This is a genomic window from Bacteroides faecis (genome assembly GCF_020091505.1).
Lineage (GTDB): Bacteria > Bacteroidota > Bacteroidia > Bacteroidales > Bacteroidaceae > Bacteroides > Bacteroides faecis.
Genome location: NZ_CP081916.1, coordinates 1354647 through 1374224 on the forward strand (window position 1 = coordinate 1354647; position 19578 = coordinate 1374224).

The 19578-nt window shown below is 40.5% G+C and carries 14 protein-coding genes; 12 read left to right on the forward strand and 2 right to left on the reverse strand.

Annotated features, from left to right (window positions below; genetic code table 11):
- The first annotated feature begins 163 nt into the window (after positions 1-163).
- Together K6V30_RS05545 and K6V30_RS05550 are read left to right on the forward strand one after the other, a co-directional pair.
- The gene (locus tag K6V30_RS05545; RefSeq protein WP_010536118.1) at positions 164-1861 is read left to right on the forward strand and encodes a DUF5722 domain-containing protein; all 1698 of its coding nucleotides are present in this window, start codon (positions 164-166) and stop codon (positions 1859-1861) included.
- Positions 1862-1891: 30 nt separating this feature from the next.
- Positions 1892-4084, forward strand: a complete 2193-nt coding sequence (locus tag K6V30_RS05550; RefSeq protein WP_010536119.1) for a DUF5722 domain-containing protein — start codon at positions 1892-1894, stop codon at positions 4082-4084.
- 846 nt (positions 4085-4930) lie between these two features.
- Here the strand turns inward: K6V30_RS05550 and K6V30_RS05560 are convergent.
- A complete protein-coding gene (locus K6V30_RS05560) occupies positions 4931-5539 on the reverse strand; it encodes an HU family DNA-binding protein (protein ID WP_055269335.1) in 609 nt (202 codons plus the stop codon).
- A gap of 637 nt (positions 5540-6176) precedes the next feature.
- Between K6V30_RS05560 and K6V30_RS05565 the strand changes: the two genes are divergently transcribed.
- The 6 genes from K6V30_RS05565 (at position 6177) to K6V30_RS05590 (ending at position 14609) form a co-directional block, all read left to right on the forward strand.
- Positions 6177-8267, forward strand: a complete 2091-nt coding sequence (locus K6V30_RS05565) for a virulence-associated E family protein (protein WP_010536122.1) — start codon at positions 6177-6179, stop codon at positions 8265-8267.
- A gap of 135 nt (positions 8268-8402) precedes the next feature.
- Complete coding sequence (locus K6V30_RS05570; RefSeq protein ID WP_010536123.1) at positions 8403-10238, forward strand: ABC transporter ATP-binding protein; 1836 nt, start codon at positions 8403-8405, stop codon at positions 10236-10238.
- Positions 10239-10301: 63 nt separating this feature from the next.
- Complete coding sequence (locus K6V30_RS05575) at positions 10302-11090, forward strand: polysaccharide deacetylase family protein (protein WP_010536124.1); 789 nt, start codon at positions 10302-10304, stop codon at positions 11088-11090.
- Entirely contained in the window at positions 11087-12988 is a 1902-nt protein-coding gene (locus K6V30_RS05580; RefSeq protein ID WP_029425206.1) for a glycosyltransferase 87 family protein, read from the forward strand. Before K6V30_RS05575 ends, K6V30_RS05580 begins: the two co-directional genes overlap by 4 nt.
- Complete coding sequence (locus tag K6V30_RS05585) at positions 12973-14148, forward strand: glycosyltransferase family 87 protein (protein ID WP_010536126.1); 1176 nt, start codon at positions 12973-12975, stop codon at positions 14146-14148. The genes K6V30_RS05580 and K6V30_RS05585 overlap by 16 nt, the downstream gene beginning before the upstream one ends.
- Before the next feature lie 29 nt (positions 14149-14177).
- Complete coding sequence (locus K6V30_RS05590; protein ID WP_055269336.1) at positions 14178-14609, forward strand: GtrA family protein; 432 nt, start codon at positions 14178-14180, stop codon at positions 14607-14609.
- A gap of 12 nt (positions 14610-14621) precedes the next feature.
- Here K6V30_RS05590 and K6V30_RS05595 read toward each other — a convergent pair whose 3' ends face one another.
- Positions 14622-15257 carry a ribonuclease H1 domain-containing protein gene (locus tag K6V30_RS05595; RefSeq protein WP_010536130.1) on the reverse strand — a complete coding sequence of 212 codons (636 nt, stop codon included), beginning with the start codon at positions 15255-15257 and terminating at the stop codon, positions 14622-14624.
- 138 nt (positions 15258-15395) lie between these two features.
- On the opposite strand from K6V30_RS05595, the gene K6V30_RS05600 reads away from it, so the two are divergent.
- From K6V30_RS05600 to argB, 4 genes are all read left to right on the forward strand, one after another.
- Positions 15396-15998, forward strand: coding sequence for a nitroreductase family protein (locus tag K6V30_RS05600; RefSeq protein WP_010536131.1), 603 nt, complete (start codon positions 15396-15398; stop codon positions 15996-15998).
- 114 nt (positions 15999-16112) lie between these two features.
- A complete protein-coding gene (locus K6V30_RS05605; protein ID WP_010536132.1) occupies positions 16113-16640 on the forward strand; it encodes a shikimate kinase in 528 nt (175 codons plus the stop codon).
- Positions 16641-16756: 116 nt separating this feature from the next.
- Positions 16757-18649, forward strand: coding sequence for a biosynthetic arginine decarboxylase (gene speA, locus K6V30_RS05610; protein ID WP_010536133.1), 1893 nt, complete (start codon positions 16757-16759; stop codon positions 18647-18649).
- A gap of 122 nt (positions 18650-18771) precedes the next feature.
- Positions 18772-19545, forward strand: a complete 774-nt coding sequence (gene argB / locus K6V30_RS05615) for an acetylglutamate kinase (RefSeq protein WP_010536134.1) — start codon at positions 18772-18774, stop codon at positions 19543-19545.
- The last annotated feature ends 33 nt before the right edge of the window (positions 19546-19578 follow it).

Genomic DNA, 19578 nt, shown 5'->3' on the forward strand with positions numbered 1-19578 from the left:
GTTAAGATGCTTTTAGATAGTAACATTTTTTGCTGTGTATAAAAATTGTAAAAAAAAGTAGGTTTTTGCGTGTGTTCATATCAATAGCTTTATATTTGTACAATTAAACCTAAACCCCTTTACAGTTTTACTTATGGAGCTATTGAAAAGTCATTTTTTTAAAATGAGAAAGGCTTATATTGAGTCGTTTATTATTCTTTTGTTTCTGTCTTGCTGTCCTTTCATTGTTTCCTCATGTCATGAGGAGGAAAAAGAGGAGATATCTGACTCTCCCTTTGATGAAGAAGATATTCAGCATGAACAAGATCTGAATGCTTATCTGGGGAAAACCTATTCATGTAAAATTTCTCAAGTCTCGGCAATGGAATCTTCTGTTCGGATTATTGGTGAATATACAGGTGAAGGCAAATTCTTTTTAGGTGAGATTCCTCCTTATTTGGATATCATAGATGTGCAGAAGGCCCCTTATAAGGTAAAACTGACAGATTCATCTTTTGAAATTGAGTTAGAACGCTATGTAGAAAGGGACGGGACATTATATGACCGTCTTTTGTCAAAGTGGGCTATTTATAAAGAAGGGGTAGAAAGGGACCAGCTGGTTTCTCATGCGCATCAGGTGGATGAAATTCATGCGTTTCAGAATCTTCCGGCTATCAAGCTAACTTCAAAGAAAGGGTTAGGAGGAATTATCCCTAACAAATATATCTCAGACTTTTCTGCATTGGATATAAGCAGTGCTACGATTAATGTTTGTATCACTCAGTTTATGCACCTGACGCCAAGAGCGGGAGATATTGCGCATACTTATGGCGGAAGAACCTATTATATGGATGAAGGTTACCTCAAGAGTTTGCTTGACGTTCCTCTTTTAGAGGCAGCCAAGCGGAATATTGCTGTTGCCGCCATTATTCTTGTCGAACCGGCAGCTAAATGTGCAGATCCTGATTTGGGAGCATTACTGCAACATCCGGATTATGAGAGAGGGGTTTATACAATGCCTAATATGACTACTCTGGAGTCAGTGAATTGTTATGCAGCGGCATTCGATTTTTTGGCTAAAAGATATTGTACACCGGATAATCGCTACGGGCGCATAGCTCATTGGATTATGCATAATGAGGTAGACGGATGTATAGACTGGACAAATATGGGAATAAAACCTCTTACAGTATTTACGGATACCTATATAAAATCGATGCGTATATGTTATAATATTGTACGCCAATATGATAAACAGGCGGAGGTTTTAGGTTCCTTTACTCATTCCTGGACACAGATAGCTAATGTGGGATGGTGGCTCTATACGAGCAAAGAAATCATTGATTTGTTGAATGTTTATAGTCGGGTAGAAGGAGACTTCCAGTGGGGTTTAGCTTATCATAGCTATTCTCAGGATTTGACGAATCCGTGTGTTTGGATTGACCCGAATGCAACGTTTTCTATGGATACTAAATTTATTACGTTTAAGAATCTGGAAGTTCTGAGTAAGTGGGCGCTTACAAAAGAAAATAAATATAAAGGAACTGTGAAGCGCTCTGTCTGGCTTTCTGAGGCTGGAGTAAATTCTCCTACTTATTCGGATGAAGATTTTCAGAAGCAAGCGGCCAGTCTGGCTTTTGCCTGGAAGAAAATCAATGCATTGGAAGGGATTGATGGGTTGCAATGGCATAATTGGTTTGATCATCCGGGAGATGGAGCTTGCTTCGGATTGCGTAAATACTTGGACGAATCTTACAAAGGGGAAGCTAAACCCGTTTGGGAAGTTTATCAAAAAGCAGGCACAAATGAAGAAGATGAATACTTCGAACAATTCTTACCTTTAATTGGAATTCCTGATTGGAATATCATTGAAAATTTTTAATTAACGACATTATTAACTAAAACTGAAATTATGGAAAATTTGAAAGCTTTCTTTATGAGAAGGCCTGAACGCCTGTTAGGGCGATGTGGCATGCTGTTTTTAATGGCATTTTTTGTGATGAACTTATCTTCCTGTAATGATGATTTTATAGAAGACAATGGAGGAGAAATTATTCCGCCTGAAGAGATCGTTATTCCGCCCGTTTATATGTTATTGGATGGACCTTATAAATGGGGAGTGGTGTTAACTCAGAATGAAGACAGTAGTTATACGATAGAAACTACTAATGGTGATCCTTGGGCGACTGCCAGTTTGTTTAAAGAAGATGTTCCCGAAGAATGTAATGTTCTTGAATTTGAATATCAGACGGAAATGGGGATGAGCAATCTTGAACTCTTCTTTGCGGATGCAAAGGATGGGATTGATGCTACCCACAGTATGAGTGCGGGCTCTGTTCCGGCTTCTACAGATTGGGCTTCTTTCAGCGTTCGTCTAAAGAAATATAGACAGGAGTTTGATTGGGGGAAAGTGAAGGATTATCTGCGTCTGGATTTTGGAGACCAGCCTAATAATATCATACAAATGCGTAATATACGTCTGCGTACAATGAATGATGAGGAAAAACAGGAGGAAGAGGATGAGAATAACGAAGCACTTAATAAAGAGAAGTACGAACAAGGAATTAAAGCCTATCTGAATAAAGAATATGATTGCCATGTAACTGATGTGGTGGTAGGAGAGAATACGATCAGTATTCAAGGTAACTGTACGGGAGAAGGTACTTTCTTCTTGGGAGAGATTCCTCCATTTGTGGATATGTTCAAAGTAGAAAAGGTGGAAAATAAAACACCTTTATCAAACGGCTCTTTTAACGTTCAGTTGGATAGATATGTTGCTATAGGTGACTATGAGTATGATCGTTTATTGTCTAAGTGGGCTATATACAGAGAAGGAGCTTCCAAGGATGAGCTTGTTTCTCATGCCCGATATGCGAACGTGGATAAAATGCACGTAAAACAAAGTGTTGAGGCTATTCCTTTAAAATCAAAGAAGGGATTGGGAGGATTGATAAACCATAGATTCCTTGCATCCGATTTGGATGATTTGGGTATTACCAGTGCCACCATTAATATCCCTATTTCTCATTTCATGCATCTTTCTCAGCAGGAAGGAGATATTCCGCATACTTACGGTGGCAGAACATATTATTTTAATGAGGGGTATATGAAGAGTTCATTTGATGCTGTGTTAGAGCAAACGAGTAAACGTGGAATCTCTGTAGCAGGCATTTTGTTGGTTCCTCCTACCGGAGACGCCGGTACTCTTTTGAAACATCCGGATTTTGATGGTATAGCTCCCTATACAATGCCCAATATGACCACAATAGAGTCTACAAATTGTTATGCTGCCGCGCTTGACTTCCTGGCAAAAAGATATAGTGCTTCTAATATGCGCATAGCGCACTGGATTATACATAACGAAGTAGACGGAGGAAGTCATTGGACAAATATGGGTGACAAACCGATTGCTACGTTTATGGATACCTATCTCCGTTCGATGCGTATGTGCTATAATATTGCGCATCAATATGACCAGCACTCAGAAGTCTTTATCTCTTTCTCACATGGCTGGAACATTGCTGCCGGTGGCGGTTGGTATAAAGTAAGAGATATGCTCGACTTTATGAATCAGTTCAGTGAAAGTGAAGGTGATTTCTTCTGGTCATTGGCATGTCATAGTTACCCGGCTCAGTTAGGCAACCCGTGTACTTGGGATGATGAACAGGCGACTTATTCTATGGACACGGAATATGTGACTTTGAAGAATCTTGAAGTGTTGGATAAGTGGGTGAAAACATCCCGAAATCAATATAAAGGAACTGTCAGACGTTCTGTATGGCTTTCTGAAGCGGGCACATGTTCGCCATCTTATGAAGATGATGATTTGCAAGATCAGGCTGCCGGATTTGCTTATGGTTGGAAGAAGATAAATAATCTGGACGGTATTAATGGTATACAATGGCATAGTTGGTTTGACCATTTGGGAGATGGTGCTTGTTTGGGATTGCGTAAGTATGCCGATGCACCTCATAATGGTGAAATCAAGCCTGTATGGACGACCTATCAAAAGGCTGGTACTGATGAGGAAGATGATTATTTTGAACAGTATTTATCCCGAATTGGAATTAATAGTTGGGAAGGAATAATCCAGAATATTCCATAAGCGATATAAAGTATAAGAGGAAGCTTAAACAAGCTTCCTCTTATAATATTCCAAATGCATATCGGATATGCTTGTTCTTTTTTGTAAGTAAATAGATTATTGTATTTTTCCCATTTTATTATTTTATAATAATTATCTTTGCATAATCAACAGGAATAAAAGCTATTACTTTAAACTTTACTTGATTGTTTAATTTAGGTTAGAATGCTTAAGGGCTATGTGAGAGCCACTTTAGTAATCTTCAATAATTATATTATCAAATATATCTTTTTTAATGGTTTTCTTATTACCTTTATCATCCTCGATAACAGTATTTCCCAAAATGTCTTTCTTGACAGTTTTCTTTTTTTGGGGTTGACTTCAATATATTCATGAGAGTTATTTGCGCCAGAGCCCTTTATTATTTGAGGAGCTATAATAAATTGGGCTGCAATTAAGATTAATAAGATTTTTTTTATAACGTGTTGTTTTGGTTTATGACAAAAGTAGTATGGGAATATACAAAATAAGTAAAATTCATAATTTATGATATGAAAAAGCCTATATTGATTAGGAAGAAGGGTAACACTTCTGTTTTTTATAATGTTGAATGGCAATAAGGGATATGAGTATTTTCTTAAGATTTGGCTGATAGAGAATTGCTCAAGCTTCCATTTCTGTACTAAAATGAATAAAATATTTTAGTCTCATACTCTCACTGTTTTTGTGTAATTGCCAAATAATTAATCTGTTATAGGATGAGAGATACTTTTTACAGAGGTATCTCTCATCCTTTTCTCACTGGAATTGCTCTATTTTAGCCTGTCTCTCATGCTGTTTTTGGGCATCTCTCATCCTATAATACAACTATTTCCCATAATGTCCTGGACACGGCACATAAATCGGTTGTGTACGAATCCCGATATTCTGCAAAGAACCTTCTTCTTTCAACCTGCGAATATGGCGTGCGGCCATGCTGTGTGTGAATTGACAAAGTGACTGCATATCAGAGCGGGTCAGAACCGTATGCGTAGAGAAGTACCCAGCTAGTTTCTTGTCTATTTCTTCTTGGGAGAGGGTAGCCGAGTGAGGTTTATATTTTGAGCGTTGTGCATGCATACCTACAAGCTCACTTTTTAAATCTTTGTCCGCCAGAAAACTGACCGATTTAAACTTCACTTTGTCGGCGTGTGCGGCCATGGAATGTATCGGCTCTGTTGCTTGTAATGTGATCTGAAAATAACCGACCCCGTCAAGGTGTACTCTTTGCCCTTCGCGAAGGTGGTTGCCCATGCACCGACTGAGTTCCATTAACATTGCTTCCACTTCGGCTTTGCCAAAGGTAGTTGCCGAATGAATCTCGGCTGCCAGTCTGCGGGTAGTCACGTGTTGAAAATTCACGACTCTGGGGTGATAATTAGTTTCCTCTTCTTCTCTTTGAACAGGATTCTTATAAAATTCGAATTGTACTGCCATCTTAATTGTTGTTTATCTATTGTTTATATATGCTGTTACTTATCTCTCCGGCATTTAACGCCTTTATCCGCGTGTCATCTTGCTGACATCTTCATCGTTCTACCCGGGTGATCCGATCATTGCACCTTTGAGAACATATCTGTGTATCTGGGTGAACATGTCGGTTCACCTGGGTAAGGCGATGAATAACGTCTATCAAAGATACGACAATAATAGTTGTAAAACAAGCAATTATAGGATTGTTTGCATGATAATGAATGGCAAAATATATGCGCCTTCAGGTGCTTCTTGAAAGAGAATATGCTTAGGGCTGAGATTAAATAATGAAAGTTGGAAAGCAGAATGAGAGATGCCCCAAAATAGCATGAGAGATAGGTTAAAATAGGGCGATTCCAGTGAGAAAAGAATGAGAGATACCTCTGTGAAATTTATCTCTCATTCTATAATACATTAACTACTTGGCAATTGCGTAAAAGTAATGAGACCGTGAGACTAAATTTTTTTTCTTTTAGTAGAAGAGGAGAGGAGGCAGAGATGAAACTTGTGATCAGAAACTTGTTTACATAGAATGTTTACAGTACTTTTGTGCAAAATATATAATGCCCTACACACAAGCAGGACAAACAGCTAAAGAAAAATGAGAATAACACAAGTGAGAGACGATGGCAAAGTCAATACGATGCGTACGTTGAAGATTGAGCGGCTCGTAGAGCAGATGAAAAAGGAAACTAAAGCACAGCCGGTCTCTAATATGAGAGAAGTCCTGCCTTATATGCTTCCCGGTGATAAAAATGATTATATAGAAAAAGTACCGAAGATACTTCCGGCTGCTGTTTTTGTCAGGGAAAACGGAGTGATGGCAATGTCTGAATATAATGGAATCGTTATGCTTCAGGTCAACGGATTGTCCGGACATATGGAAGCTGATGAGGTGAAGGAGCGTGTGAAGGAATTGCCGCAAACTTATCTTGCTTTTATTGGTTCTTCCGGAAAGTCTGTAAAAATATGGGTTCGTTTTACGTATCCCGATAATCGTCTGCCTGATAATCGCGAACAGGCGGAAGTCTTTCATGCGCATGCTTATCGTCTGGCTGTGAAATATTATCAGCCCCAACTTCCGTTTGACATCGAACTGAGAGAACCTTCGCTGGAACAGTATTGCCGTCTGACTTTCGATCCGGAATTGTATTTCAATCCCGAAGCGATGCCTGTTTACCTGAAGCAACCCGCCTCTCTGCCGGGGGAAACTACCTATCGGGAACAAGTACAGGCGGAAGTTTCTCCTTTACAGCGGCTTGTGCCGGGATATGATAGTTACGAAGCGCTTTCTGTTCTTTTTGAGGCGGCATTTGCCCGGGCATTGGATGAACAAAAGGGATACCGTCCGGGCGATGATATACACTCATTGCTTATTTGCCTGGCTGAGCAGTGTTTTCGTGCCGGCATTCCACAGGAAGATACCGTGCGATGGGCGCGTGGTCATTACCGTTTGCCGAAAGATGAATTTTTGATTCGTGAGACAGTGAAAAACGTGTATAATACGTGCGGGGGATTTGCCGATAAAAGTAGTTTGTTGCCGGAGCAATTGTTCGTCATGCAGACGGATGAGTTTATGAAACGCCGCTATGAATTTCGGTTCAACCAGCTGACTTCGTGCGTGGAGTATCGTGAACGGAACAGTTTCAACTTTTATTTTCGTCCGATAGATAAGCGGGTGATGGCAAGTATTACGATGAATGCTATGTATGAGGGCATCAAACTTTGGGATAAGGATGTAGTTCGATATCTGAATTCCGATCATGTTCCCGTTTATCACCCTGTCGAGGAGTTTCTTTATGATCTTCCCCGCTGGGATGGTAAAGACCATATCCGTGACTTGGCCGAAAGAGTTCCCTGTGATAATCCTCATTGGGGACAACTGTTTCGTCGTTGGTTTCTCAGTACAGTGGCGCATTGGCGTGGAGTTGACAAAAATCATGCGAACAGTACTTCACCTATTTTAATTGGTCCGCAGGCATATCGTAAGTCCACCTTTTGCCGTCTGATTCTGCCTCCGTGTTTGCAGGCGTATTATACGGACAGCATTGACTTTGGCCGTAAAAGGGATGCCGAATTGTATCTGAATCGTTTTCTTCTCATTAATATGGATGAGTTTGATCAGATAGGAGTCAACCAACAGTCATTCCTTAAACATATTCTGCAAAAACCGGTTGTTAATACCCGCCGTCCGAATGCGTCAGCTGTGGAATCACTCCGCCGATATGCTTCTTTTATCGGAACGAGTAATCATAAAGACTTGCTGACAGACACTTCCGGCAGTCGCCGTTTTATCGGTGTCGAAGTGACGGGAGTGATTGATGTGGTGCGCCCCATTGATTATGAGCAGCTTTATGCACAAGCAATGACGGCACTTTATAAAAATGAACGATATTGGTTTGATGCAGAAGAGGAAGCTATTATGACGGAATCTAATCAGGAGTTTGAGCAATCTCCTGCAATTGAGCAATTGTTTCAGGTGTATTATCGGGCGGCAGGCGACGAAGAGGAAGGGGAGTGGCTGCTCGCTGCAGACTTGTTACAACGAATACAGAAGGCTAGTAAAATGAAGTTTTCACCTCGGCAAGTATCTTATTTTGGGCGTATTTTGCAGAAGTTGGGAGTGAAGTCGTACCGGAGATCTCATGGGGTTTATTATCATGTGGTGCCCATGCACTCTGATAATGAATAGTATTTGTGTGGAATGGGCTAATCATTGGTCAAGAAGGCGTCTATTGTATAATTCGTATTAATTATTGAAAGAAACCTTCAACTGTTAGACAGTTTTATTGTATCTTTGCAGCCTTAACTTATTTTATTTCAAATAATGAAGGAATTTTTGCAACTGATGCGACGCTTTGTGTCGCCTTATAAGAAGTATATCGGATGGGCTATTTTGCTGAATATCTTGTCAGCTGTATTCAATGTGTTTTCATTTACTTTGTTAATCCCGATTCTGGATATTCTGTTTAAAACAGGAGAAAACAATAAGGTATATGAGTACATGGAATGGGGAACTGCCGGTTTTAAAGATGTTGCAATAAACAATTTCTATTATTATGTTTCGCAGATGATTCAGGATAATGGTCCTACTACAGCTTTGATTTTTCTGGGACTGTTTCTGGCTTTGATGACTTTGTTTAAAACTTCCTGTTATTTTGCATCTTCAGCCGTAATGATTCCGTTGCGTACAGGAGTTGTCAGGGATATCCGTATTATGGTATATGCGAAGGTGATGCGTTTGCCGATGGGCTTTTTCTCAGAGGAGAGAAAAGGAGATATTATAGCTCGTATGAGTGGTGATGTGGGAGAGGTAGAGAACTCTATTACCAGTTCCTTGGATATGCTGATAAAGAGCCCTATCATGATTATATTGTATTTTATAACATTGATTGCTACCAGCTGGAAGTTAACTCTTTTCACTGTGCTGGTATTGCCGGCTATGGGTTGGCTGATGGGCAAGGTCGGAAGAAAACTAAAGCGCCAGTCATTGGAGGCACAAGGTAAGTGGAGCGATACAATGTCTCAACTGGAAGAGACATTGGGTGGTTTGCGTATTATCAAAGCGTTTATAGCAGAGGACAGAATGATAAATCGTTTTACGAGGTGCAGTAATGAGCTTCGTGATGCGGTCAACAGAGTGGCTATGCGGCAAGCCTTGGCTCACCCGATGAGTGAATTCTTGGGAACAATCCTGATTGTATCTGTGTTATGGTTTGGTGGCGCTTTGATTTTGGGACATAATTCTTCATTGACTGCACCGACGTTTATATTTTACATGGTTATTTTGTATAGCGTGATAAATCCGTTGAAGGACTTTGCCAAGGCTGGTTACAATATTCCGAAAGGGCTTGCTTCTATGGAACGTGTAGACAAAATCTTAAAGGCTGAGAACAACATTAAGGAAATTCCTAATCCGAAGCCATTGACTGGAATGAATGATCGGATTGAGTTTAAAGATATAAGCTTTAGCTATGATGGTAAAAGAGAGGTGTTGAAGCATGTGAATCTGACAGTGCCAAAGGGTAAGACTGTGGCCCTGGTGGGACAGTCAGGCTCAGGAAAATCAACGCTTGTCGACTTGTTGCCACGTTATCATGATGTGCAGGAAGGAGATATCACCATCGATGGTACAAGTATTAAAGATGTGCGTATTGCCGATTTACGAAGTTTGATCGGTAATGTGAATCAAGAAGCCATTCTTTTTAATGATACATTTTTCAATAATATTGCTTTTGGCGTAGAAAATGCAACTATGGAGCAGGTTATAGAAGCTGCTAAGATTGCCAATGCCCATGATTTTATTATGGAAAAGCCGGAAGGATATAATACGAATATTGGTGACCGTGGCGGCAAACTTTCCGGTGGTCAGAGACAACGTGTTAGTATCGCCCGTGCTATTCTGAAGAATCCTCCCATTCTGATTCTGGATGAGGCTACTTCTGCATTGGATACTGAATCTGAACGTTTGGTGCAGGAGGCGCTGGAGAGACTGATGAAGACGCGTACCACGATTGCGATCGCCCACCGTCTTTCTACGATCAAAAATGCCGATGAGATTTGCGTGCTTTATGAAGGGGAAATTGTAGAGCGCGGACGTCATGAGGAATTATTGGAATTAAATGGTTATTATAAAAGGCTGAACGATATGCAAGCATTATAGAAGTTGTGGCTGCAAAATTGCAGTATTTCACAATAGACAAACATAAACTAGACTTTATTCGTAATGATTTTACTAAGTTTTGACATTGAGGAATTCGATGTACCCAGGGAACATCAGGTGGATATATCAATGGAAGAGCAAATCAAGGTTTCTGTAGAGGGAACTAACAGAATCTTGGACTGCTTGAAGCGGAATCAAGTGAAAGCTACTTTTTTCTGTACGGCGAACTTTGCTCTTCATGCTCCTGATATAATAAAGCGTATTCAAGCGGAAGGGCATGAGATTGCTTCTCATGGCTTCTATCACTGGACCTTTAAAGTGGAGGATTTAAAGACATCAAAAGATCAGTTAGAGGAAATTATCGGAACCAAAGTGTATGGCTATCGACAGGCACGAATGATGCCGGTGTCTGAAAAGGCTATTCATGATGCTGGATATGTGTATAATTCTTCTTTAAATCCGACATTTATTCCGGGGAGGTATATGCGGCTTTCCACTCCCCGTACTCCTTTCATAAAAGATAGTGTAATCCAAATGCCGGCGTCAGTTACTCCTCTGCTACGCTTCCCTTTATTTTGGCTTTCATGTCATAATTTGCCCGCTTCGCTTTATCGTTGGCTGTGTAAATATACTCATCGACATGATGGATATTTTGTAACATACTTTCATCCGTGGGAGTTTTATCCGTTAAATGAACATCCGGAGTGGAAACTGCCATTTATTATACGAAATCATGCGGGAGAAGGAATGGAAAAAAGACTGGATGCTTTCATCCTATATTTTAGGAAACAGAATATTACTTTGGGTCGTTTTATGGATTATATAAAACAAAGCAAGGCTATAATAAAATGAAAAATATAATAAGATTTATATTAATGTTAGTGCAAAATCCTATTGTATTAGCAATCTTGTGGTTGGGGGTAGCTGTCAGGGGATTTTGGGTAAGCTGGGCAGAAGGACTTGCAAATAACTATTTGATATTTTCGCGTTCATTTTTTCATGCTTTGGAGCAGACATCTTTATATGTAGAATATCCCAAAGAATATTTTGATCTATTTCTATATGGCATCCCTTTTACTTTGTTAATTGCTCCTTTTTCAATCATGCCAACCATGGTGGGTTCTGCTTTGTGGAGTTTGTTTAATGCTCTCTTATTGTACTTTGCTATAAAGAAGTTAGAATTTGAAAGATGGAAAACTGCCATTATCATATGGCTGTCATATAATGGCTTATATTTAGCTGTTGTTACTCAGCAATATAATGCGGCAGTAGCCGCTCTCATTCTTTTCACTTTTATTCTTGTAGAGAGAAAAAAAGATTTCTGGGCGGCGTTGATGATTGTTTTAGGCACATTAACCAAGATTTATGGGGTTGTAGGGTTAGCTTTCTTCCTTTTCTCTAAAAGGAAATTATATTTTCTGTGGGGAATTCTGTTTTGGGGATTAGTTCTATTTGTAGTTCCAATGTTTTATAGTTCTCCACAGTATGTATTTGATTCTTATAAAGAATGGGTTAGTATTCTTTTAGTTAAGGATGATGTTAATGAGTTGAGCTTTTATCAGAATATCTCTTTATTAGGAATGGTTCGAAAGATCACTCATGCTGTTGAATATAGTGATATGTGGCTGATAATTCCTGGAATTGTTTTATTCTTATTACCTTATTTTCGTATTGGACAATATGAGAATAGAAATTTTCGGCTTTCGTTTTTGGCATCAGTCTTGTTATTTATGGTCTTGTTTAGTACGGGAACGGAAGAATGTGGATATGTGGGAGCTTTGATTGGTGTGGGTATATGGTATGTAAGTACGCCAACGTATAAAAAAACGTTTGTGCTGAATACATGCTTGTTGCTATTCTGTTTTGTGTTGACGGCAGCGTCTTCAAGCAGTATCCTTTTTTCGAAACATTTCAGAACCGAATATATAACTTCATTTGCACTTAAAGCTCTCCCGTGTACTATTATTTGGTTTAAAATTATCTGGGAACAATTAACTCAGGACTATGCATCAAGAACTCCAACTCCTTTTTTACATAAAAAAGATAATGAACGCATTGACATCGTATTGCCCTGTTATAATCCTTATGAAGGATGGGAGCAGCAACTGATTGAAAAACATAAAGAGTTGGAAGCGATGCTGGACGGGTATGACATTCGCTTTATCGTAGTAAATGATGGCTCCAAACGCGGATTTACGGAAGAAGCCGTACTTCGTTTGACAAATAACTTACCCAGCACTATCATTGTAGACAATAAGACAAATCAAGGGAAAGGGGCTGCTGTTCGTGATGGTATAGCATATTCTGATTCAGAGCTGGCTCTTTATACAGATTATGATTTTCCATATAAGATTGAGTCTGTTTGTCAGGTGATTAAATATCTTGAGGCGGGATATGATGTAGTTGTAGCAAATCGCAATCATACGTATTATTCGCAACTTTCTACCCGCAGAAAGCTGGCGAGTCATGCTTCACGTTTCTTGAACTTTATGCTGTTAGGGCTGACCCACACAGATACACAAGGGGGATTGAAAGGTTTTAACCGTAAGGGAAAAGCTTTTCTTGCGTCCACACGTATTAAACAGTTCTTGTTTGATACGGAGTTTATCTATAAAGCCTCTCTTGATGATACCACTTTCATCAAAGAGGTTCCTGTAGATTTAAGAAGTGAGGTGATGTTGCCTGATATGAAAAAGGGAGTATTTGTAAATGAACTAAAAAACTTATTGATGATATGTTGGAGAGGTTGAAAGGATATGTGCAGAATCCGGTCTTTCTATTCATCTTGTGGATGGGGGTAGGACTGGCTTGTAGTTTGTCATTGATGATAAAGGGGACGTATAGCAATTATGTTATATTTAGCCAGTCTTTTTGGCATGCAATATCTTCTTCTCCTTTATATGTAGAATATCTTCAGGAACAAAAGGATTTCTTTCTGTATGGTATTTCTTTCACTGCATTGATTTCTCCTTTTGCGGCTCTTCCCAGACCGTTGGGGATGGTTCTTTGGTGCATGGTGAATTGTGGTTTCCTTTATTATGCTATCAGCAAGTTAGATTTGAAAAAGTGGCAATTTGCTGTTGTTATATTAGTTTCTGTAAATGACGTTTTTACAGCGGTTTTGTCTCAGCAATATAGCATAGGTATTACGGCTATGATTATTTTTGCGTATGTATTGATTGAGAAAGAAAAGGATTTATGGGCTGCTTTGATGGTTGTATTTGGGGTTATGACTAAGCTTTATGGAGTGGTAGGATTGGCTTTTTTCTTATTTTCCAAGCATAAAATGAGGTTTGTAGCTAGCTTGCTCTTTTGGGGGGTGGTTGTTTTTCTGTTACCAATGCTGTATGCTTCTCCTGAGTATGTAGTCCATTCTTATAAGGAATGGTTTGATGTACTTATTTATAAAAATGAGTTGAACCAATTTAAAATTAATCAGAATATATCTTTGTTGGGTATGCTGCATCGGATAACAGGAGCCTCTTTTAGTGATTTATGGATTATTATTCCGGGAATGCTATTGTTTGCTCTTCCATATTTACGTATCCGGCAATATCAAAATGAATCTTTCAGGTTCTTATTTTTATCTTCTGCACTTTTGTTTATGGTACTGTTCAGCACCGGAACAGAAACTTATGGCTATCTGACTGCTATGGTTGCGGTTGGAATCTGGTATGTGAAAACTCCGACACAGGTTACTACGCCGAGGCTAAACTTGTTTTTACTTATATTCTGCATTCTGCTGACTTCTTTGTCTACTACCGATCTTTTTCCTAGATTCATAAGAATGGATTATGTGAAGCCTTATGCTTTGAAAGCTTTGCCTTGTACGTTAATCTGGTTAAAAATAGTGTGGGAACAATTGACTCAGAACTTCGCGTGTTCGTCGGAGAAAATAGAGACTTCTTAACTAAACAATAAAACTAAAACTACTAACTAATGGAAATTATTAAATCTGTTTTTCATTCAAAGAGTAAACGTTATCAGTTTATTCGTTATTGCACGGTGGGATCGTTAGCAGCCGGCATACATTATGGGGTTTATTTTGTATTGCAGGAATATGAGCTGGTGAATCTGAATATTGCGTATACAATTGGTTACGCAACAAGTTTTATCTGTAATTTCTTTATGACTTCCTATTTTACCTTCCGCAGTAATCCTTCTCTCAAGAAAGCTTTGGGATTTGGAGGAAGCCATCTTGTGAATTACTTGATACATATGGGATTGTTCAACCTGTTCCTGTCTCTGGATGTAAATCAGGAAATAGCTCCATTATTCGTATTGGCTGTTGCTGTACCTGTTAACTTCGTAATGCTCCGTTTTGTGTTCAAACATAAGAAAGAACAGACTGCTGTTGATACAGCGAATTAGGAACCTCGACTATTATTTTCTGCCAAAGTCTGCCGGAATTTCTCCCCACTCCTTGGTTTCCCATTTAATGATACGGGTAGTGTAAGTGTTCTCTTTGAGCCACTTCTCTGCCCGCTCTATCACTTTAAACAGTTCTTCAGTTTCCTCATTCCGGGGAAGTTTGGTTTTGCATTTCTTCTGTCGTACCCAGCTGATAGCATTCACGCTGTCACTGTAAATGGGCATATCGAACCCTTTCTGTTTCAATAATGCCAGCCCGTGTACGATTGCCAGAAACTCTCCGATGTTATTGGTGCCTTTCATCGGACCGAAATGAAAGATTTCCTGACGGCTTGCCACGTGCACTCCCCGATATTCCATCGGACCGGGGTTGCCACTGCAGGCCGCGTCAACCGCCAGACTATTATCAATTACAGAAGCAGGCAGAGTGTCGGAACCGGTTCGGGCAGCTTCCGATTTCTTCTTCGCATTTTTACCAATGTAGGCGTAAGGCGAGGAAGTCAGTGCACGTTCCGCCTCTTCGCGAGTGTCGAACGATTTATATTTTGCACCTTCATAACCCTTGATCTGGAGCTGGCAATCTGTCCAGGAAGTATATACTCCCGGTGTCACTCCTTCCCATACTACGTAGAACTTTTCTTTAGCCATTTTCTGATAATGAATGATTATGTCAATAGCATTGACGGCGCGAAGGTACAAATATATTCCGGAATCGAACAAGTTGGCGGAGATGCTTGTTCTAATTTATAAGGAGTTTAAGAAAATAAAATTAAGAAAGGAGCTATTATGGAAAGAACTTTTAGTGAAGCTTTGAAGAATCGTCGGAGTTATTATTCAATTACCGGCCAGTCACCTGTTACGGATCAGGAAATTGAATGCATTGTCAATTTGGCAGTCAGACATGTGCCGTCGGCATTCAATTCACAATCTACCCGTGTGGTGCTTCTTCTTGGCAAAGCTCATAAAAAGTTATGGAATATCGTAAAAGATGCGTTGAGGAAGATTGTACCCGAAGCTGCTTTTGCAAAAACAGAAGAAAAGATAGACAATTCCTTTGCCTGTGGATATGGCACTGTGCTGTTCTTTGAAGATCAGACGGTAGTGAAGGGACTTCAGGAAGCTTTCCCGTCTTATCAGGAAAATTTCCCGGGATGGTCATTGCAGACTTCAGCGATGCATCAGCTGGCTGTTTGGGTGATGCTTGAAGATGTAGGCTTCGGTGCCTCACTGCAACATTATAACCCGTTGATTGATGATGAAGTGCGCCGTGCATGGAATTTGCCCGCACATTGGCACCTGATAGCAGAAATGCCATTTGGAGTACCTGTCAATCAGCCGGGAGAAAAAGAATTTCAACCACTGGAAGAACGGATAAAAGTCTTTAAATAATGAAGAACGATGAATGAAGAATGAAGAATTTAGAGTGATGGCAACCAAAATTCTTCATTCTTCATTCTTCATTCTTCATTAAATGATTAATTTTGTGAGCAAAATTAATCATTTATGGTTCGTATCTTCCTTACCGGCTATATGGGTGCCGGAAAAACAACATTAGGCAAGGCTTTCGCCCGCAAATTGAATATTCCGTTCATTGACCTGGACTGGTATATCGAAGAACGTTTTCATAAGACCGTCGGAGAACTGTTTACAGAACGGGGGGAGGCCGGATTTCGTGAAATAGAAAGAAATATGCTTCACGAGGTGGCTGAGTTTGAGAATGTCGTTATCTCTACAGGCGGGGGAGCTCCTTGCTTTTTTGATAATATGGAGTTTATGAACCGGACAGGAAAAACCGTTTTCCTGAATGTTCATCCCGATGTGCTGTTCAGGCGTTTGCGTATTGCCAAACAGCAACGTCCCATTCTTCAGGGGAGACAAGACGATGAACTGATGGATTTCATTATTCAGGCACTTGAAAAACGTGCACCTTTTTATAGGCAGGCACAATATATTTTTGATGCGGACGAACTGGAAGATCGCCGGCAGATTGAGACATCTGTACAACGCCTGCAAGAACTGCTGAAAATATAAAAGAGACCGGTTATATAGACCGATTGAAAGAAATAATATCCAATTAATTGGCAGCCTGTAGATAAATCTGTATTTTTGCCATCCAATTATTTACTAAAAACACTGAATAATAGAAAATGAGAAAGTGGCGTATTGAAGATTCTGAAGAACTCTACAACATTACTGGTTGGGGTACTTCGTACTTTAGTATCAATGACGCAGGTCATGTTGTTGTTACACCGCGGAGAGATGGAGTGACCGTCGACCTGAAGGAGCTGGTTGACGAGTTACAATTGCGGGATGTGGCGTCTCCCATGTTGTTGCGTTTCCCGGATATTCTGGACAACCGTATTGAAAAGATGTCTTCCTGTTTTAAGCAGGCGGCGGAAGAGTACGGTTATAAAGCTGAGAACTTTATCATCTACCCGATTAAGGTTAATCAGATGCGGCCTGTGGTCGAAGAGATTATCAGCCACGGAAAGAAGTTCAATCTCGGACTGGAAGCCGGTTCCAAACCGGAGCTTCATGCTGTGATTGCCGTTAATACGGATTCTGACTCATTGATTGTGTGCAACGGATATAAAGACGAAAGTTATATTGAATTGGCATTGCTTGCCCAGAAGATGGGCAAACGAATCTTCCTTGTAGTAGAGAAGATGAATGAGCTGAAACTGATAGCCAAAATGGCGAAACAGCTGAATGTGCAGCCCAATATCGGTATTCGTATCAAACTGGCTTCTTCCGGTAGCGGAAAATGGGAAGAGTCGGGAGGTGATGCCAGCAAGTTCGGATTGACTTCCAGCGAATTGCTCGAAGCACTTGACTTCATGGAAAGCAAAGGCTTGAAAGATTGTCTGAAACTGATTCATTTTCATATCGGCAGTCAGGTGACGAAGATTCGTCGTATTAAAACTGCCTTGCGTGAGGCCTCTCAATTTTACGTGCAACTTCATTCTATGGGCTTCAATGTGGAGTTTGTGGACATTGGCGGCGGACTGGGTGTCGACTATGACGGAACCCGTTCATCCAATAGTGAAGGGAGTGTGAACTATTCCATTCAGGAATATGTGAATGACTCTATTTCTACGTTGGTAGATGTCAGTGACAAGAATGGTATCCCACATCCGAATATTATTACCGAAAGTGGACGGGCATTGACGGCACATCACTCTGTGCTGATTTTCGAGGTGCTCGAAACAGCGACCCTGCCGGAATGGGATGATGAGGAAGAAATCGCTCCGGATGCGCATGAACTTGTGCAGGAACTATATGGTATTTGGGATACTTTGAACCAGAACAAGATGTTGGAAGCATGGCATGATGCACAACAGATTCGGGAAGAAGCTCTCGACTTGTTCAGTCATGGTATTGTAGATTTAAAGACACGTGCTCAGATTGAACGTCTGTATTGGTCAATTACACGGGAGATTAATCAGATTGCCGGAGGTTTGAAACATGCCCCGGATGAATTCCGCGGATTGTCTAAACTGCTGGCGGATAAATATTTCTGTAACTTCTCATTGTTTCAGTCATTGCCCGACTCCTGGGCGATTGATCAGATATTTCCGATTATGCCTATTCAGCGGCTGGATGAGAAACCGGAGCGTTCGGCTACCTTGCAGGATATCACCTGCGATTCGGACGGTAAGATTGCAAACTTCATTTCTACCCGTAATGTGGCTCATTATCTGCCTGTTCATAGCCTGAAAAAAAACGAGCCTTATTATCTGGCTGTTTTCTTAGTCGGAGCTTATCAGGAGATTTTGGGAGATATGCATAATCTGTTTGGTGATACGAATGCCGTTCATGTCTCTGTGAATGAAAAAGGATACAGTATCGAACAGATCATTGACGGTGAAACTGTAGCGGAAGTGTTGGACTACGTGCAGTATAATCCGAAGAAACTGGTACGTACCCTTGAAACATGGGTGACAAAATCTGTAAAAGAAGGAAAGATATCATTGGAAGAAGGCAAAGAGTTCTTGTCCAATTATCGTTCGGGACTTTACGGATATACTTATTTGGAATAGATAATTAGGCACGGATTGCACGGATTTCACGGTAGCTTCGCATGATTGTATAGTTGCTTTGTGTTTTTACACAACTAAAACCGTGAAATCCGTGTAATCCGTGCCTAAAATAAGAATAAAAAATGAGAGAAAAACTAACTGTAATTAAGGTGGGTGGAAAAATCGTAGAAGAGGAAGCCACCCTTCTTCAGTTGTTGAATGACTTTGCCGCGATCAGCGGACATAAAGTGCTGGTTCACGGCGGCGGTCGCTCGGCAACAAAGATTGCCGCACAACTAGGTATTGAAAGCAAAATGGTAAATGGCCGTCGTATTACCGATGCGGAAACATTGAAAGTGGTAACGATGGTGTATGGCGGTCTGGTAAACAAGAATATCGTTGCCGGGCTGCAGGCCCGTGGAGTGAACGCTCTTGGACTGACCGGGGCGGATATGAATGTGATCCGATCGGTGAAGCGTCCGGTGAAAGAGGTTGATTATGGTTTCGTGGGCGATGTGGAGAAGGTAGATGCTTCTTTGCTGGCTGATCTGATTCATAAAGGAGTGGTGCCCGTGATGGCACCGTTGACACACGATGGTCAAGGTAATATGCTGAATACAAATGCGGATACCATTGCCGGAGAGACGGCAAAGGCTTTGTCGGCGCTGTTTGACGTGACGTTGGTGTACTGTTTTGAGAAGAAAGGGGTACTGCGTGACGAGAATGACGATGATAGCGTGATTCCTGAGATTACCCGTGCCGAATTCGAACAATACGTTGCTGACGGCGTTATTCAAGGCGGTATGATTCCGAAGTTGGAGAACTCTTTTGAAGCAATTAATGCAGGAGTTACGGAAGTTGTAATTACCTTAGCATCAGCAATTAAGAACAACGAAGGAACGCGGATAAAAAAATAATTCAAAAAAAAGTAATGGGCATCTGTAACTTTT

What these genes read in the sequence shown, in the direction of transcription:
- K6V30_RS05580 (WP_029425206.1), top strand. Translation starts at nt 11,087, where the DNA reads ATGAAAAATATAATAAGATTTATATTAATGTTAGTGCAAAATCCTATT.
- K6V30_RS05585 (WP_010536126.1), top strand. Translation starts at nt 12,973, where the DNA reads ATGTTGGAGAGGTTGAAAGGATATGTGCAGAATCCGGTCTTTCTATTC.
- K6V30_RS05595 (WP_010536130.1), bottom strand. Translation starts at nt 15,257, where the DNA reads ATGGCTAAAGAAAAGTTCTACGTAGTATGGGAAGGAGTGACACCGGGA.
- K6V30_RS05550 (WP_010536119.1), top strand. Translation starts at nt 1,892, where the DNA reads ATGGAAAATTTGAAAGCTTTCTTTATGAGAAGGCCTGAACGCCTGTTA.
- K6V30_RS05600 (WP_010536131.1), top strand. Translation starts at nt 15,396, where the DNA reads ATGGAAAGAACTTTTAGTGAAGCTTTGAAGAATCGTCGGAGTTATTAT.
- K6V30_RS05605 (WP_010536132.1), top strand. Translation starts at nt 16,113, where the DNA reads ATGGTTCGTATCTTCCTTACCGGCTATATGGGTGCCGGAAAAACAACA.
- K6V30_RS05575 (WP_010536124.1), top strand. Translation starts at nt 10,302, where the DNA reads ATGATTTTACTAAGTTTTGACATTGAGGAATTCGATGTACCCAGGGAA.
- K6V30_RS05570 (WP_010536123.1), top strand. Translation starts at nt 8,403, where the DNA reads ATGAAGGAATTTTTGCAACTGATGCGACGCTTTGTGTCGCCTTATAAG.
- speA (WP_010536133.1), top strand. Translation starts at nt 16,757, where the DNA reads ATGAGAAAGTGGCGTATTGAAGATTCTGAAGAACTCTACAACATTACT.
- argB (WP_010536134.1), top strand. Translation starts at nt 18,772, where the DNA reads ATGAGAGAAAAACTAACTGTAATTAAGGTGGGTGGAAAAATCGTAGAA.
- K6V30_RS05560 (WP_055269335.1), bottom strand. Translation starts at nt 5,539, where the DNA reads ATGGCAGTACAATTCGAATTTTATAAGAATCCTGTTCAAAGAGAAGAA.
- K6V30_RS05590 (WP_055269336.1), top strand. Translation starts at nt 14,178, where the DNA reads ATGGAAATTATTAAATCTGTTTTTCATTCAAAGAGTAAACGTTATCAG.
- K6V30_RS05545 (WP_010536118.1), top strand. Translation starts at nt 164, where the DNA reads ATGAGAAAGGCTTATATTGAGTCGTTTATTATTCTTTTGTTTCTGTCT.
- K6V30_RS05565 (WP_010536122.1), top strand. Translation starts at nt 6,177, where the DNA reads ATGAGAATAACACAAGTGAGAGACGATGGCAAAGTCAATACGATGCGT.